The organism is Amycolatopsis sp., assembly GCF_025464955.1.
Classification (GTDB): domain Bacteria; phylum Actinomycetota; class Actinomycetes; order Mycobacteriales; family Pseudonocardiaceae; genus Amycolatopsis.
In genome coordinates, this window is sequence record NZ_JAODNM010000081.1 from 1 (window position 1) to 16726 (window position 16726).

At 67.4% G+C, this 16726-nt stretch carries 13 protein-coding genes and 1 pseudogene; 6 read left to right on the top strand and 8 right to left on the bottom strand.

Annotation, left to right across the window (positions count from 1 at the left end; genetic code table 11):
• Positions 1-400: 400 nt before the first annotated feature.
• Positions 401-1846: a M4 family metallopeptidase gene (locus JWQ81_RS18165; protein ID WP_297543010.1), complete on the bottom strand. Its 1446-nt coding sequence runs from the start codon at positions 1844-1846 to the stop codon at positions 401-403.
• Positions 1847-2249: 403 nt separating this feature from the next.
• Between JWQ81_RS18165 and JWQ81_RS18170 the strand changes: the two genes are divergently transcribed.
• Positions 2250-2492: a hypothetical protein gene (locus JWQ81_RS18170; protein ID WP_297543012.1), complete on the top strand. Its 243-nt coding sequence runs from the start codon at positions 2250-2252 to the stop codon at positions 2490-2492.
• On the opposite strand, the gene JWQ81_RS18175 is transcribed toward JWQ81_RS18170, so the two are convergent.
• Positions 2484-3074, bottom strand: a complete 591-nt coding sequence (locus tag JWQ81_RS18175) for a hypothetical protein (protein ID WP_297543014.1) — start codon at positions 3072-3074, stop codon at positions 2484-2486. The genes JWQ81_RS18170 and JWQ81_RS18175 overlap by 9 nt on opposite strands.
• Positions 3075-3360: 286 nt before the next feature.
• On the opposite strand from JWQ81_RS18175, the pseudogene JWQ81_RS45000 reads away from it, so the two are divergent.
• From JWQ81_RS45000 to JWQ81_RS18195, 3 genes and pseudogenes are all read left to right on the top strand, one after another.
• Positions 3361-4005, top strand: a pseudogene (locus JWQ81_RS45000) (serine/threonine-protein kinase); the annotation flags it as partial.
• Positions 4006-4096: 91 nt separating this feature from the next.
• Positions 4097-4651, top strand: coding sequence for a hypothetical protein (locus JWQ81_RS18190; RefSeq protein ID WP_297543020.1), 555 nt, complete (start codon positions 4097-4099; stop codon positions 4649-4651).
• A 157-nt stretch (positions 4652-4808) separates the two neighbouring features.
• The gene (locus tag JWQ81_RS18195; protein WP_297543022.1) at positions 4809-6257 is read left to right on the top strand and encodes a hypothetical protein; all 1449 of its coding nucleotides are present in this window, start codon (positions 4809-4811) and stop codon (positions 6255-6257) included.
• Between the two features lie 11 nt (positions 6258-6268).
• Here JWQ81_RS18195 and JWQ81_RS18200 read toward each other — a convergent pair whose 3' ends face one another.
• Positions 6269-8401: a diguanylate cyclase gene (locus JWQ81_RS18200; protein WP_297543024.1), complete on the bottom strand. Its 2133-nt coding sequence runs from the start codon at positions 8399-8401 to the stop codon at positions 6269-6271.
• Between the two features lie 167 nt (positions 8402-8568).
• Between JWQ81_RS18200 and JWQ81_RS18205 the strand changes: the two genes are divergently transcribed.
• Positions 8569-8778 carry a hypothetical protein gene (locus JWQ81_RS18205; RefSeq protein ID WP_297543026.1) on the top strand — a complete coding sequence of 70 codons (210 nt, stop codon included), beginning with the start codon at positions 8569-8571 and terminating at the stop codon, positions 8776-8778.
• An 18-nt stretch (positions 8779-8796) separates the two neighbouring features.
• Here the strand turns inward: JWQ81_RS18205 and JWQ81_RS18210 are convergent, their stop codons facing one another.
• Positions 8797-9978 (bottom strand): mannosyltransferase family protein, encoded by a 1182-nt coding sequence (locus JWQ81_RS18210; RefSeq protein ID WP_297543029.1) that lies wholly within the window; start codon positions 9976-9978, stop codon positions 8797-8799.
• Positions 9979-10060: 82 nt separating this feature from the next.
• Here JWQ81_RS18210 and JWQ81_RS18215 point away from each other — a divergent pair, with 82 nt between their 5' ends.
• Positions 10061-10342 carry a hypothetical protein gene (locus JWQ81_RS18215; RefSeq protein ID WP_297543031.1) on the top strand — a complete coding sequence of 94 codons (282 nt, stop codon included), beginning with the start codon at positions 10061-10063 and terminating at the stop codon, positions 10340-10342.
• Between the two features lie 115 nt (positions 10343-10457).
• Here the strand turns inward: JWQ81_RS18215 and JWQ81_RS18220 are convergent, their stop codons facing one another.
• From JWQ81_RS18220 to JWQ81_RS18235, 4 genes are all read right to left on the bottom strand, one after another.
• Positions 10458-11012 carry a SigE family RNA polymerase sigma factor gene (locus tag JWQ81_RS18220; RefSeq protein ID WP_297543033.1) on the bottom strand — a complete coding sequence of 185 codons (555 nt, stop codon included), beginning with the start codon at positions 11010-11012 and terminating at the stop codon, positions 10458-10460.
• Between the two features lie 190 nt (positions 11013-11202).
• Positions 11203-12228 (bottom strand): S1 family peptidase, encoded by a 1026-nt coding sequence (locus tag JWQ81_RS18225; protein WP_297543035.1) that lies wholly within the window; start codon positions 12226-12228, stop codon positions 11203-11205.
• Positions 12229-12660: 432 nt separating this feature from the next.
• Positions 12661-13524 (bottom strand): ion transporter, encoded by an 864-nt coding sequence (locus JWQ81_RS18230; RefSeq protein ID WP_297543167.1) that lies wholly within the window; start codon positions 13522-13524, stop codon positions 12661-12663.
• A gap of 118 nt (positions 13525-13642) precedes the next feature.
• Entirely contained in the window at positions 13643-16630 is a 2988-nt protein-coding gene (locus tag JWQ81_RS18235; protein WP_297543037.1) for an arabinosyltransferase domain-containing protein, read from the bottom strand.
• Positions 16631-16726 lie beyond the last annotated feature (96 nt).

Sequence of the window (16726 nt, forward strand, 5' to 3'; positions counted from 1 at the left end):
TCGGACACGTCACCGAGCCAGGCACTCCACTCACCACACTGGCCCAGTTCCACGACTACCTGACCGCTTCGGGCATCACACCGGAAGACCCCAACAAACCAACGCTTTAATTATCGGCAAGGCCTTAGGGGTGTCTGGTGGTTGGTCGGTTGAGGTGGCGGGATCGGCTTTACTGCAGCAAGGACCGGGGCGAGCTGGTGAACGCGCAAGGGGGTCCGAGGGCCTGTCGCGTCATGTCGGGACTGGCGGGGCTGGTGTGGCGTTGTGACGTGTCGTGGAGGCCACCTTCACGGCGTAAGGCGTACTCAACTAGGCCATGACGACGTCTCTGCCCTACCGAGAGCGTCCAACGCATTCAAGGTGGCCCCGAGGGGCCCGTGAACGTCGGCGACCAGCAACCCTACTTCGGGTCCTGCTCAAGCTGGGTGGCGGTGACAGCGCCGGCGACCTGGGTGCAGTCGTCGGCGGTGATGCCCCCGGTGCCCGCCTGAGCCAGCGTGGTGCACGAGGAGTTGAGAGCCTCGCCCACGTCCTTGAACGTCGCGCTCGGCGTCAGGGTGTTCTCGACGCCCCACCAGACCTGGACAGCCTTGTCGAGTCCGATCCCCTTGACCGTCTGCCCGTTGAAGGTGTCCCCGTCGGTGATCAGGTAGTCGGTCTTGTTCACCACGCCGTCGTTGATGTGCACGTCGGGGTTGTTGGTGTCCCAGCCCGGGCCGTTGACCATGTCGGGCTGCGCCTTCAGCGACGAGCGGGGGTCCTTCATGTTCCGGATCGCGCCGAGCGAGGAGCCCGCGCCGAGCAGCCAGCGGTTGGTGCCGGTGTCGTTCGGGTCATTCGAGGTGATGCCGATGAACTTCCCGAACACGTCGGAGAGGCCCTCGTTGATCGAGTCCGCCTGACCGCCCTGAAGCCCGGAGGTGTGCTGGGTGACGCCGTGGGTCAGCTCGTGGCCGGTGATGTCGTCGGTGGTGACGCCCTCGCCGAAGGCCATCTGCTCACCGTCCCAGAACGCGTTCGCGAACGGGCATTCGTTCGCGGTGCAGATCCGCACGGTGCCGCGCAGAGCTTTCCCAGTACCGTCGCCGTAGTCCGCACCGATGAGGCCGGTCAAGTCGGTGCCCACGAACTTCGAGTAGAAGTCGGACGCTTCGCCGAAGAAGTTGTAGACGTTGTTGACGTCGGTGACGCTGGATTCGGCGCCGCCCTCGGCCCGGGTCACGTCGAACGCGGTGCCGCAGCGGACCGCGGTGTTGCTGTTGTCGTCGACCACGGTGTGGTTGGCGTCGCAGACGTCGCGGTTGACCGCCTCGTGCACCTCGGACCACGAAGCCAGCACCTCCTGGGTGCCCGCTTTGACGACCTCGGTCCACTTGTCGTCGAGGTTCTTGCCGTGCACGGTCACCTGGTAGGTCGGGACCGCGACGGAGTCCCCGCGCGCACCACCGAGCGTGGCGTCGAACCAGAACGGCTTCGCGGCTTCAGCGGTTAGGGTGGTCGCCGGCAGGCCACTGCGCTTGACGACGTCAGCGATGGCTGTCGCCGTCGCGCCGGCGTCGCTGGCGGGGAACTGCCCAGCGGTCTTCTTCGTGGTCTTGCCGTGCGTAGCGACAACCTTGCCCACGCTGTTCAGCGTCTGTACGAGCTGGCCACCGAACACCGGCACGCCGGAGAACTCCTGCTGGAACCGCACCACACTGCCGAACGGCATCGCCTTGGCGCCCAGTTGCTGCATGGACGACTCGGCCGCCGTGGCCGGTGCGGCCGTGGCCATCGCCGTGGACGCCAGCAAGACCGCTGTCGCCCCGGCGATCACGACGCCCGGAATTCCTCGTTTGAGTGACACTGACTTACCTCCGCAGGATTTTGATCACCTGGAGTGATCTCCATGAAGGATGACTTGCCCATGCGGATGAACACACCATTCGAAAGTAGGTAATTCACCACCCTGTCTGAATTTCCGAGATCAAGTGACCAACAGGAGAGCTTGTCGCGTTTGGCCTCGCCGCGCAGTCATGTGACATGGACCACAGAGAGGTTGCGGGTCTCCCTGCGTTACGCCCGATGCCGCGTAACACCCTCGGACCACCCGGACCAGCGCACTGTCGTACCCAACGTCGGCCGGGTCCTGGGAACAAGTTCTGGGGATATAGCTACCAATCCCTGACTTGCGTGGTGAGATACACCTATGCGGTCAACTCCGAACCGGCTTCAGCGAGCCGGTTGAGCCAGGCCAGTACGCTGCTCGCATGGCACCCGAGGAAAAGTCGCCGCTGAATCCGGAATCCGTGCTGGCGGCCGCGTTCGCCGACCATGACTTCATCGGCCCGATCGGCAGGCAAGCCGTGCACATCCAGACCAGTGACGTCGAGGTCGACGGCTCCGGCCGCACGTTCATCGTCGTCGACGCCGTGACCGACCCGCCGGACTACGCCACGAAGTACCGCTACCGAGTCACTTTCGACCGCGTGGAAGCAACACCGTCAGTGTGAGACAGGCAGTCGCAGGAGCTGGGGCTTGAGCTCGATCCAGGCCCGCAGTTCGTCGGCCACCGCAGCTGACTTCAAGTGGGGCAGGGCGGGTCCGACCTCGTGGATCTGGTTTCGCAGCGTGCGGGACAGCCGAATGTCGGCCGGGCCGAGTGCCCGGCCGGCACTGAGCCCGGCGGCGTCCGACCAACTGCCGTAGATAGGTCCACCAGTGGGTCCGCTCGCGGCCTGCATCAGGTTGTGTTCGTCCAGCCACGCGATCCGCCGCGCTTCGGTCAGCGCGAGCAAGTGGGAAACATAGCCCTCGAACGAGTCTTCGCGTTCTCTGAACCGCTCCCAGGCCGACGAGTCCGTGCCGGCGCTGAGCATCTTGAGTACGGCGCCTGCTGTTGCCCCCTGCCCGGCCTCTTCCGGGTCCGACACCGCGATGAGTCCCATCCTGGACGTGGGCTCCCAGTACTCGGCAATGCCGTCGCCCCAAGCGTGACGCTCCTCCAGCGGGAATCCGCGAGCTTCCGTCGCCGCGCGGAGCTCGTCGACGTCCAACGAAGGCCGGGACCTGCCGTAGCGTTCCACCAACGGCACCCCGACCTGCTTCTTCCGGGATTTGCGGGCGAGCCAGGGCAGCCGGTGATCATCAGCTCGACGAAGAAGTCCAGGTCGCTCACACCTACAGCATCGCAGGCAGTGACAAGCGGTCATCCGCGTCGAGAAGGCGCGACTGTCCACGCCGATGGCTTAAGGTGGTCACGCATTGCTGAGGGGGCGAGCTGCCCTGAATCCACGGGCGGAGTGGCGAGTGCAGGTCGGCCAGGTGGTCAGCGGGCGGTACCGGCTGGAGGAACAGCTGGGTTCGGGCGGCGGCGGGGTCGTGTGGCGGGCCACCGACGTCCAGCTGGGCCGGGTCGTCGCGCTGAAGCGGACCCTGCCAGGCGACGCCGAGCGGCAGGCGGAGCTGATCGGCAGGCTCCGGCAGGAGGCCCGGCTCCTGGCCATGCTGAACCATCCCAACGTCGTCACGCTGCACGACGTCGTCGACGACGGCCCGGAGTGCTGGCTGGTGATGGAGTACGTCGCGGCGCGGAGCTTGGCCGAACAGGGCCAGTTGGCATCCGAACGGGTGGCAAAGATGGGCGTACAGCTCGCCGACGCGCTGCAGGCCGTGCACGCCACCGGCATCGTGCACCGCGACATCAAACCCGCCAACGTCTTCGTGACCGGGAACGACACCGTCAAGCTGGGCGATTTCGGCATCTCCCGGGTCATCAGTGCCGACGAGACGATCACCAGCGCCGGGACGGCCTTGCTCAGCGGAACGCCGGGCTACGTCGCGCCCGAGGTGGCCCGGGGCGGGTCGCCGACAGCGGCGTCCGACATCTTCTCGCTGGGATCCACCCTGTTCGCCGCGATCGAGGGGGTCTCACCGATCGGCGACAAAGCCGACAACGTGCTGGTGCTCATCCGGCGCGCGGCGGACGGGAAGATCGCGACCTCTCAACGCGGCGAGCACCTGACTCCGGTGCTCGCCGCGTTGCTGCAGGTCGATCCCGCGAAGCGGCCCACCGCAAGGAAGGCCGCCGCTCGGGGTCGGCGCACTCGTCGTCGTGGTGGCCGTTGTCGCCTGGGTCCTGTTTTCCGGCGAGACTCCGGCAACCCGTGCCGCGCCGCCTGTCCCCTCCTTCGGAACCATCGCCACGGCGGACCCGTGCTCCCTCATCGACACCACTGCGCTCGGCAAGTTCGGCGACCCCAACCTGGTGAGCGACAACGACAACTTCAACCAGTGCGACGACATCGTGAAATCCGACGGCGGCGAAGTCAATATTACCGTGGTGCTGGAAAACGAAGCGCCGCCCAATACCATTCCGGACGGGACGATCGAGAACACGCCAACGGTGAGCATCGTGCGGATTCCCGAAAGTCGCGGGCACTGCGACCGGCAGATCCTGCTGCTCGCCGACCACCACCGCGTGGTGATCAGTGCCCAGCTCAACAAGAAGCCCGTATCCCACGACCTGTGTGGTATGGCCGACGCGACCACCGCGACCGCGGCCGACGAGATCGTCGTGGTCGACGTCACCGGCACAAAGGGCGCCGGCCATTACTGCGACTTGGCCCAGCAGGTCGCCGTCACCGTGGCACCGGCGCTCCCCGGCCCCTAACGCTCGGGAAAGTAACACAGGCCACACCGGACACTCAAGAAACGCAGCGTCGCGTTGGCAGTAAATGGATAATTCCGCCGCGCGCCGGGTAAGACTGTAAGGTTACGCGGGACTTTCCCCACGCTGCCCGAGAAACCGCGAGCGAAGCGAGAAAAACGTGAAGACCACCGGGCGATCCACCGATTCCGCGGCCGCGTTGGAACGGGGCACCGAACACGATTACTCCACTAGTCGTACCGGTGTGGTTCCTTTGGCGGAACGGCGTTCCCGCTACCATTTCCTGTCGCTGTGGATCACCCTCGCCGCCGGTTTCACCTATCTTTTCCTCGGCTTCCAGTATCACGACGCCGGCTATTCGCTGGTGAAAGCCGTCGGGGCGGGCGCGATCGGCGCGATCGCCTACCTCATCTACGCGCTGCCCGCGGCCTATCTGGGGTCCACCACCGGTCAGACGCACGCGCTGCTGACCAGGTCGATCCTGGGCCGGGTCGGGTCGGCGCTGGTCACGGTGCTGCTCATCGGCATCGCCGCCGGGTGGACGGCGTTCGCGTTCAACCTGCTGGCGACCCTCTACGACGGGCTGTTCGGCTGGGGCCACATCGTGGTGATCAGCGTGGTGCTCGCGGTGGTCGGCATCACCAACAACCTGTTCGGCTTCACCGGAATCGCCGCGTTCGCGCGGTACCTGGTCGCGCCGCTGATGATCCTCTGGATGCTCTACCTGGTGATCAAGGGCTTCGCCGAGATCCCGGCGTCGGTGCTGTCCTCCGGCACCGGCGGCGACACCCTGCCGTTCCTGTCCGGGATCGGGGTCGCGATCGGCTCGGTGATGTGGGGCAACGAGCCGGACACCTGGCGGTACGGCAAGCCGAAACTGTTCTGGCCGGCTCTGCCGATGCTGGTGGCCTTCGCCGTCGGCCTGGTGCTGTTCGTGGCCGGCGGCTGGATGATGGCCCAGCTGTCCAAGGCAGGCCAGTTCGACTTCGGCCCGGCCTTCCGCTACACCGTCGAATACTCCCTGTTCGGGGTGCTGGCGCTCGGCGCGGTGGTCGCCACGGTGCTGCAGATCGCCATCAACGACGGCAACTACTACGAGATGGTCAACGCCGGGCAGAACGCGCTCGGTGGGGTTCGCGGCTGGCGCCGCTGGTACACCTGCCTGCTCATGGCCGCCATCGCCGCGCTGTTCACCTGGTGGTTCCCGTCGGTCGAGGACGGCTTCTTCAAGGTGGCCAGCTGGTCGTCCATCGCCTTGCCGTGCGTCACGGTGGTGATGTGCGTCGACCGCTTCGTGCTGCCGCGGCTCATCCCCGCCCGCCGCCCGATGGACACGATCCCGTCCTGGCGCACCGCCGGCGTCGCGAACTGGCCGGGGATCGCCGCGGTGCTGATCGCGGTGGCGTTCGGCGCGTGGGGCCTCGGCCTGCTGCCCGGTCAGGCGAGCATTCCTTCGGCCGGGCTGCCGGCTGTCGAGGCTTGGCTGCTGGCCGGAATCCTCTACACCGCACTGGCCTGGGCCGCCGGTCGAGGCTCGCGTTCGGCGGCCCTGCTCGGTTTCAGCAGGGAACCGCAGGCGGCCGCCGAATCTGACACCGACAACGGTTAGTCGGGCCAGGGCTAAGGCGTCAGCAGCGCACCGGCCTGCTGTCCCAGCTTGCGCAGTTCACCCAGGCGATCCTGCCGGTGCAGTTCCAGGAAGACGTCGACCACCGCGGAGTCGAACTGACCGCCCTTGCCTCGCAGCAGCTCCTCGCAGGCTTCCTCGGCCGGTTTCGCGGCGTGGTAGGGCCGATCCGCGCGCATCGCGGCCCACGAGTCGCAGACCGCGATGATCCGGGCCTCCAGGCTGATCTCCTGACCGGCCAGGCCGAGCGGGTAGCCCTGGCCGTCGACGCGTTCGTGGTGCTGGCGAACAGCGTCGGCGACGTCCGCCAGCCCGGGCACCACGCGCACCATCTGGAAGCCGTAGTCCGGGTGCTGCTCGACGAGTTGCCGTTCGTGCTTCGACAGCGCGCCGGGTTTGCGCCAGATGTCCTCCGGGATGCAGACCTTGCCGACGTCGTGCAGCCGCCCGGCCAGCTCGACCCGCCGGACCAGCGCCTCGTCCTCGCCGAGGGTCGCGGCCACCAGCGCCGACCAGCGGCCGACGGCGCGCCCGTGCTCACTGCCGGACAACCAGCCGTCCACCTCGTCGGCGACCCGCTGCAGGTAGGCCAGCAGCTCACTGGTCGGCTCGGGAACGGGCCGACCGGCGGGCAGCACCAGTTTCGCCGGCAGTGAGACATCACCCACGACGACGCGGTCGCGGCCCTGGGACTTGGCGGCGTAGAGCGCCCTGTCCGCGGCGGTGATCAGTTCCGACGGGGTGCTGCCGTGCCAGGGGTAGCCCGCGGTCCCGACCGACACGGTCACGGCGATCCAGACCTCCGGGGAGACCAGGAACGGACTGGACGCGATCTCCGTGCGCAGGCGCTCCCCGATGCTCGCCAGCTCCTGCGGACTGGCGTCCGGCACGACCAGTGCGAACTCCTCGCCGCCGTAGCGGGCCAGGAAATCGGCGTGGCGGACCGAATCGCGCAGCCGCCGGGCGACTTCGACGAGCACCCGGTCACCGGCCGGATGGCCGTAGCGGTCGTTGACCGACTTGAAGTGGTCGACGTCGACGATCAGCACGGCGACGTTGGTCCCCGCGCGGCGGGCCCTGGCGATCTCCATCGGCAGCTGGGTGCTGAAGAACCGGCGGGTGCGCAGCCCGGTGAGGACATCGGTGATGGCCAGCAGCCGCTGGTCGGCGACCAGCCCGGCGAGTCGCCCGATGGTGAGGATGAACAGGATGGCGCAGGCGGCGGCGATGACCGGGATGTCGCGCAGGGAGCCGAGCGCGTGCTGCACGAACAGCGTCGCCGGCGCGATGAGCGCGGCGGCCGCCAGCAGGAAAAGGCGGAACGGGGTCAGTCTCGCGTCGTCTTCGGACGCCCGCTCCGCGACCTTGCCCGCGGTCGGATGCAGGGCCGCGGCCCCGAGCGCGAGGTTGCCGCAAAGCCAGATCGCGTCCAGTGCGTTGCCCGTCTGGTAGGTGCCGTCCAGCTGCTGGATCACGTAGACGGTGTCCGCGGTGAGAATGGCCAACAGGTTCACGCTCAGCAGCACGAACGATCCGGGGCGGCGGCCGGGCCCGAGCAGGAGCCGCAACGCCACCGCGAACATCAGCAGGTCCATCACCGGGTAGAGCCCGGAGAAGATCTTGACCAGCGCCGACGAACTGCCCTGGGCCGAGGGCTCGATCAGGTAGAGCCACGACAGCATCGTCGCGGCGACCGCGACCGTGGCCGCGTCCAGCAGCCCGGCCCGGTCGTGGCCGGGTGTCCGGCGCCGGATCAGCAGGAGCAGGCCGACCACGACCAGCGGGTAGTGAGCCAGGTAGAGGCTATCGGCGGGGGCCGGGAACTCGTTGTCGTCGAGGATGTTGTGCGAGACGTAGAAGAAGACATCCGCGACCGCGTAGACGACCTGGCTGCAGCCGAGGACCAGCCAGGGCAGCCGCGCCCGGCCGGGCGGCAGGTTGTAGAGGCAACCCACCAAAACCGCGAGCGCCGCCGAAGCGCTGACCGCGCAGTACAACACGACCCGGACGACCGGCAGGGCTCTGACCTCGACGGAGACGTAGTACGCGACGATCACCAGTACCCCGGCTGTCAGATAAGCCAGCCACCAGCCACCCGTTGCCCTGTGCGCCTGCCGCGTACCCATTTGCACCTCTCGTCGGAACATCGGCCCCGCGCGGGCCGTGTTCGCCGTTCCAGCGGCAAGGGTATCCAACATCCGACACGCTGGGCACTGAACCAGTCACCATTGGTGAGAATTAGTGATTATCGGTAGTCCGCCGGGCATATTCGTCACGATTCGCCGACGCTCACGTGCGCACCGTACTTACCGAGGATACCGGCGAAGCGTTGTCCGGCGTCGGTTCCCCGGCTCAACGGGCACGGCGGATCGTCGCGACGGCCGGATGGATCAGCGGCGGCACCGCCCCGAGCGCGACCAGTACCGACGCGACGACGACCAGCGGCTTCCTGTTCCAGTACCCGACCGAGTTCACCGCCGAGGCGCCAGCCTTCCTCGACTGAAGCTCCCGCACAGGCCGCTCAGATGGCGTATCGCCAGCCGGTCAGCGAATAGGCGCTGAACCAGCAGCCCAGCAGGACAAATCCCACCGCCACGGTGATCTGGGTACTTCGCCGCCGCCCCGCCAGCCCCACGGCGACCGGCAGTAACAACGTGAAAGCCGGCAGGAGGAAGCGCGCTTTGGCGAACGGCAGGCCCGCGGTTCCGGTGATCAGGACGACCACTCCGGCCCCGTAGCCGGTCAACGGCCACGGAACCCGCGCGGTGAACGAAGACTTCGCCAGCAGGACAGCCAAAACCACGGTCCCGAGTACGACGAACGCGGTCATCGGCTCCATTACCGACGAGCCGGAAACCAGCGTGGACTTGACGAACTCCAGGGTCTCCTTACCGCCGTCGAACCTGGTCGCCCACCCGCGCCGCTCAAGGTCGAACCAGCCGGTCCAGCTGTTGGTCCGATTCGCCACGTAGAGCCAAAAGCCGAGTAGCCCCAGTGGGGAAAGGAAAATGCAGACCACCTCGGGCCAGCGGGCGCGTTTCCGGAACACTTCGATCAGCGCGGCGAACACGACGATTCCGATGAGGACGATCGCCGTCGACCGGGTGAGTCCCGCACCGACGCAGCACAACGCGGCGAGGAGCCACTTCTTCTCCAGCACTGCGACCAGCGTCCACGCGGCAAGCGCGGCGAACAGCGCTTCGGTATAGGCCATGGACAACGTGATGGCCATCGGAGCGCCGGCCCACAGCGTCACGAGCAGGATGCCGACCCGCGGCCGGTCGTCGACGAGCGTACCGATCCGGTGGATCCCGCACGCCGCCACGATTCCCGCGATCAGGCTCACGACCAGTGCGGCGTTGACGGGACTCAAGCCGGTGCCCGAGGCGAGCCCGCGCAAGAGCGTCGGATACGCCGGGAAGAACGCCAACGGCGTGTTGGGCGCGAAGTTCCCGGCGGCGTCGACCAGACCGTGGGTGATGCCACGGTAGCCGTGTTCCGCAATGGACAGATACCACTGACCGTCCCAAGCGGTCAGTCGGTCAAGCAGGGGCTTGTTGTAGTTACTGGCGAAGAGAGCCAGCAACGCGACGCTGAACGCCCTGACGATCAGATAGGCGGCGACGGCCTGCACATACGGCCGTCGGGTCCAGACTGTCGCCTCCTTGAGGGCCAGCGGCCGGCGTTCGAGAGTGGTGGTCACATCCACGGTCCTTTTTCGGGCAGCCCGAACGAACCCGGCGAGTCGGCATCGCCGCGGCGAGGATCGGGCTAGGGGTTACGGAGTGGTGGTTGCCCCGGCAGGGTGCGTCGGCGTTGTCCCCACGGTGCTGGAACTGCGGCCCGAAGACATCGGGGTGCTCGGGGTGTTCGGAGTCGTGCCGGTTCGCGACGTTGTCGTCGGACTCGGTGTCAGCACGTCGGTCGTGCTCGAGGTCATGGGTGGGGCAGCGGGCTGGTCCGCCGGTACCAGCTGGGCCCCACCGGCCGAACGCCCCACCGCGAGCGCGACGATGAGCACCGCCACCGCGGCCGTGCTCACCGCGCTCCCAGCAATGACCAGGTAGCCGCGAATCTTTCGTTTATGTCGGCCACGGCCGAGCAGCTCCGCCAAGTCGGCGGCAGTCGATGGCTGCTCCCGCGGTGCCGCGTGCAGGAGCAGGGAACGGATCTCGTCTTCGTTCATGTCCGGTGTTCCTTCTCCTCGCTGCGGAACAAGTCGTCGAACTGCGGACCGAGCTGCTTGCGCAAGGCGACCAGGCCGCGCGCGGCCTGGCTCTTCACCGTCCCCGGAGAACACCCCAGCGCGACGGCGGAGTCCTCGACGCTGAGGTCGCTCCAGTAACGCAGCACCAGGACAGCGCGTTGTTTCGGCGGAACTCCGGCCAATGCGGCCCGGACCGTCAGCTGCTGCGCCACATCCGAGTCTCCGAATCCCCGCGGTTCGGGGAGCTCACCGCTGACCTGCTCCCGCGACCGCCACAGGCGCCGGTTCTCCCGGAGGAAGAGCCGGAACATCACGCGGCGCGCGAACGCGTCCAGCTCGTCACGCCGAGCCAGCCTCGGCCAGATCACGTACAGCTTGAGAAAAGTGTTCTGCAGGATGTCCTCGGCGCGATGCCAGTCCCCGCAGAGGACGAACGCCGTCGAGCGCAAGGCTGGCGCCCGTGCCTCGAAGTAGGCACTGAACTCACCCTCCCACCCCGACCCGGCCCGGTGAGTTCGATCCTCTGGCACATCGTCCTCGCTGTTCGCCGAACTGGGGCTGACCTCGCCTGTCACCTACTTGCAGGCCTCGACCCCGCCGCGGGGTTGCACGACACCTCAGGAGACCTGGATCACAGCGCCCCCATCAGCCCGAACCACCCCCGAAACGCGACTCGCCGCCGGCTTGCGATCGCAAGCCGGCGGCGAGTTGTCGTTCAGGTCAGGCGAGCGTCAGGCCATAGGACGAGAGCTCGCGGGTCAACGGGTAGAAGTAGCTGGTCACGGTGTCGCCGCCGGACAGCGTGCCGAGGCCCTTCGCACCGTCGTAGGCCGGGCCGCCCGAGTCACCGTGGTCAGTGTGCGCGGTGGTCCCGAACTCGTGGTTGAGCACGCCGACGTCGAAGTTCACCGACTGGTCGACCGACCGCACCGTGCCGGTGCCGCCGCCGGTGGTCGAGCCCTGCTTCGAAATGCGCTCGCCGACGACCGGGGCCGCGGCGCTGGTGATCTTCTGGCCGGTGTTGATCGCACCGGGGCCGGTGCCGTTCGGCCGCGTGAGCAGACCGGAGTCGGCGCCGGGGCAGTCGCTCCGGACGACACGGGCGCCGCTGACGTTGCCGCCGGACCAGGTCCCGCCGAGGTTGGTGCAGTGGCCGGCGGTCAGCAGGTACGGCGTGCTGCCCTGCTTCACGTTGAAGCCGAGCGAGCACCGGGCGGAGCTGTTCTGGATCGCGTCACCGTCGGAGATGTACAGCTCGAGCTTGCCGGTCTTGTACTCGATCCGGGCGCTATCGCCGTACTGCCGGGCAGCGGCGATGACCTTGTCCGAGGTGGCCTTCGTCGCCGCCGAGTACACGGTCACCACGACCTGGTCGGTCGAGGTGTCGATGCCCCACGTCGTCTGCGGGACGTTTCGCACGCCGTCCAAGGCGTCTTTGACATTGGTGAGCGCGGCGAAGCTGTGTTTGACCACCTTCGCGGTGAGGCCTGCCGCCTCGACCTTCTGCGCGGCCGCGGTGTCGAGCACGTTGACGACGGCCTGGCCGTTGTCATTGAGGTAGTAGCCGCCGGACGCGGCACCGAGTGTGTCGGCCACCTGGGTCGCCTGGGTGATCGCCGCGGTCTGGGCGACCGCGAGCGACGCCTCGGCCGAGGGTGCGGCGTTCGCCGCGGGAGCGCAGAGCGCGCACGCGAGCGCGGCCGACGCGAACACGGTCAGACCGGTGAGGGTTCTCCGGGATGTCATCAAATCCTCCGGTTCATCTTGGGGGAGAAGACTTACGTGAGGGACGTACAACACGGTGGGGCAGCGAGGAACGATTCCGGTTTGTCGGGTTCGGCGCCACCGACGAAGGTTCGTTATTAACCAAGCGCCCTCGGAAAATCGGTACAAATCGGACGTATCAGGATAAAACCCTAATGGGCTGAACGAGTGCAATTCCGGATAGCTGCAATTCTGTGCCACTGGACGCACCGGATAGCTGCTCTTGTGTCGTATCCGTGGGTCCTGTCCAGGGCAGCAACGACCAGGTCGAATGGGCGGTCGTAGCTGAGCTGAGGGGCAGAGACGTCGTGAAGGCCTAGTTGAGTGCGCCTTACGCCGTGAAGGTGGCCTTCACGACAGGTCACAGAACGACGCCGACTCGCGGTAAATGACGTACCCGGTACCAGGACACCGCTAACCGCCTGGTTTGCCGCGATGGTTCTGGTCGAACTCGCGCGCCGCCGAACGCTGGGTGCGCACGGCGAGCAAACGCTCCTTCTCCGCGGAATCCTGTTCGTTGAGACCGAGTTCCACCGCTCGCCGGATCTGTTCGCGGTTGTCCCGGACGACCGACGAGAAGAAGTCGTCGATCCGCGGATCCAGCAGTACCTCCAGGATCACCCGGAACGAGGTGTCGACCGCGGCGTGCACGATTTCGCCGTGGAACGGAATGCGCCGCAGTTTGCTCAGCTGCGGGTCTTCGGTGAGTTTCTCGGTGATGATCGCCTGCAGTTCGGCCTTGTTGTCACTGAGCGACTTGGCGAGGTTCTCGGGATAGTTCCCGGTTTCCAGTACCTTGACGACCTCGTCGAGCACCGCGACGGTCACCGGTTTCTTGATCGCGTTCACGATCGGCTCGGACAGTTTGTCGACCAGCCGGTAGGTGAACTGCTCCCCCACCGCCCGGTCCGCCGCGCGGCCGATGCGGACCAGCAGCAGCACGACGGCCAGGAAGTGGTGCGACGCCGCCGCCGGGTAGGTGAACGGGATCATCGCGAACAGCTCGTACCAGTTGCGGGTCAGGAACCGCACGTCCCAGTGGCGCTTGCGCCAGCGCCACACGAACTCGACGAGGAACATCGCGCACACGGCACTGTCGACGTAGAAGATCCACAGCCAGGTCGCGTGGGCGGGCGGGCTGAGCACCACGAACCCGAGCGCGCCCACCGAAATCACCGCGAGCACGAACATCACCCAGTCGTCGGCGTGCACGTTGCCCGGGAGGATCCCGCTGTTGAGCTCGGACGCCGGTTTCCCGGTGTGACGGGTGGTGGCCATACTCGCGTCTCCCAGTTCGGCGTCGACGATTCGCGGATGCCCGATCATGGCACGCGCACCTGCGATGAGCCGGTTGGCCGCACCGCCGCGACGACGACTTCTCCCCCGATCCGACGGTTCAGGAAGGCGTCTTCCAGCCCCCGAGGGTCTGGTGGCCGAGGTGCAGGTCGTAGGCGTTGTCGGCGTACGGCCGGGTGAGCCGGTAAACCGTGCGCAGCGGATAGCCGGGATCCGTGCTGAGCACGGTGTACATCCTCGTGACCGTCGACGCGCGGACCTGCGAACCCAGCAGGCCGCCCATCCCGGCCGCCCAGGTACCGCCGTTGCGGATGTCGTACTCGCTGCCGACCGGACCGAAACCGTAGCCGAGGGTGTACGACACCGCACCGGAGATCCCGTTGGTGATGGCCGGCTGGCCCATGCACGGATACAGCCAGTCCACCTGCCAGTCGATCAACGCGCGCCCGTCGCGGGGCAGGAAGTCGGCGACCGGGACGAGATCGCGCTCGGTCGGCAGGGCGAAGGCGAACCAGTTCTGCGTCGCGGTCGCGGTCAGCCTGACGGCGACCATGCCGGCAGGCAGGTTGCCGCCGTCGGTGATCGCGACGTCCCGCCAGCCGACGTCGTCCTCCGGAACGGCGTACTCCTTGCTCCCAGCCACTTTCAGGCCGTCAGGAGTAGACACCGCGAACTCGGCGTCGATCCGGTTGGCGCCCCCGATCTGCCCGCTCATCGTCGTCACCAACTGGTGCTGCGGAGAGAGGTCCGCGGGCAGGCGCAGCCACGGGGTGGTCATTCGCGCCGGCGAGCCGGACTCGTTGCCGTACACCGTCGCGGTCGCAGGTCCGGCTGCGGGCGGGCTGCCTGGCCACCACACGTCCACGGCGAAACCGTCGGTCTGGACAGCGCCCGACAGCACCTCGAGCGGACGCGCGGTGTCCGGGTCGGCGACGCGGAGTACCCGGCCCTCGCCGCAGTTCCGGCCGAGCGGGTCGGACACCGCATCGGCCCACGGGGACCAGGTGTCCCAGGTGCGCACGGTCGCGACGGCGAACCCACCCACCAGGAACACGAGTTCACCGACCAGGAAGCAGCCCACGAGCAGGCCCGCGGCCGACCCGGGGGCGAACTGCCCGCCGCGCCGCCGCGTGACCAGGTATCCCCCGGCGAGCGCGATCCCGACCGCGACCAGTGGTGTCGGCCCGGCCAGCAGCGGTTCGCCGGTCCCGGGCACGCCGGGCATCGAGGTGTCTGCCCACCAGTTGCGGCCCTGCCCGGCCAGCCACACCCAGCCGCCTGTCGCGGCGAGCAGCAGCATGCCGGCCGCGAAGACCACCCGCCGATCGGGCGCCAGACGCTTGACCAGCGCAGGCAGGGCCAGTGCGAAACCGCCCAGGAAGATCGCCGCGACCCCGGAGAACGCCCCGAAATGCCACGTCCATTTGGACGGGGTCACCACCAGCAGCCCGAGTCCCAGCACACAGGTCCACCCCGTGAGCCACACCGTGCGCGGCAACGGGCGCCGACGGCGTCGGGCGAGCACGCACACCACGACGAAAACCGGGATGACCATCAGGAGCAGCAGCACCGGTGTGCGCAACGCGTAGTTGCCGAGCGCGGTATCGCCCAGGAGATCCCGGTAGCGGCTCAGTTCGTCTTTCACCGGGTCCGCGACCACCTCGCCGGAACCACCGAAGGAAGCGCTTCCCCGGAGGAAGTCGTTGAAGGAACCGTCCGCGAAACCGGCGAACGCCGAGATGGCCGCGCAGGACAGGATGCCGAGCACCGTGCCCACGGCCTCGGACACCGACTCGGAGTTGCGCCGGATGAGGCGGGCAGCCGACGGGATGCTGAGGAGTAGTGGAAGGACTACCAGCGTTCCCGCGGTGTGCGCGATGAGGCCCAGTGACGCCGCACCGACGGCGAGCCCGAGGTATACCGGACGCTGGCGACGATGGGCGGCGAGCAGCGCGCCGACAGTGACGGTGAGACAGGCGGCGACCGAGGCTTCCTGCCTGGCCCCGAAGTCGAACGGCAGCCACCAGGCCAAGAATAGGAGCGCCGGGACTATCAGGCGTCGGCCTTTGGCCAGATCGCCGAGTGCGCCGCGTACACCTGCCCAGGTGAGGAGCGCGAACACCAGGGACGGGACGCGCAGCAGTACCGGCGCCGAGCCCAGTTTGACCCACCACGAATAAACCCACAGCAACCAGGTGAACGGTACGTAGGAATTGTTGTGGTACATGTAGTAATTACCGACGAAACCGGCATGGTCGTAATTCCTCGCCATGGCGTACATCCAGCCGTCGTCATGGGTCATCGGCGCGAGGAACAGCCATCCCAGCAAAGCCGCGCCGACGAGCAGATCGGCCGCACCAGGCCGGCGGCGCGCCCGTTTACGCCGTTTTCGCCCGCTGATCACCAAACAGGTCACGGCCGTGATTGCGCTCAGCGCAACGATGACCATAAGCGCCACTTTCACGGGCGACGGAACGGTGGAAAAACGATCGTCGACGCCAACAGTGACAGCCAAATCCGGACCGGGTAGCGTCGTGACAGCCGTGATCAACGCGTCGACGTCCGGCAGGGCGGACTCGCCCAGCCGATGCCCGTCCCTGCTGAAAACCAGCTGACCGGCGTCGGTCGAGATCCGATAGCGGCACGAGTCCGCCGGCACCGGGTCGCGAAAAAGTATTGTTGTGCCCAGCGTCGCGACGAGCGCCCCGTCCTCGGCGGTGAGGGCGAGCCCCTGCCTCTGATCCGGTTGGTCCGGATCGGTCGTGGCAAACAGGACATGCGCCGCGCGCAGGGTATCGGTCGCCGCGGCGGCGGCCACCGCACGGCAGGTGAATTCCGCCGTCAGGCTGGACGGCTTTCCCGCTTCGAGGGAAAGCAGGGTGGACACCGGTTCGCTCGAATGCTGCGGCCAGCTCACCGTCGGATCATTGACCGTGACCGGCGCGAATGGTAACGCCAGCGCGCCGGCAATCGTGACCAATCCGGTCAAAATCCCGAAAAACCTGAGTTTCTTTCCCGTTGAGCGGTACCCTTTCGGCTCGACAACGACGTCCGCGAGCGCGCTTCCGAGCATGGGCGGAGCGGACATCGGGACTCCCTCATGAACGGCAGGCGTGTGTCGGCTCGCAGCGACACTGCGCGGGCAGCACAATAATGCCGGTTCAGAGGTCTTGGATGTCTGTGG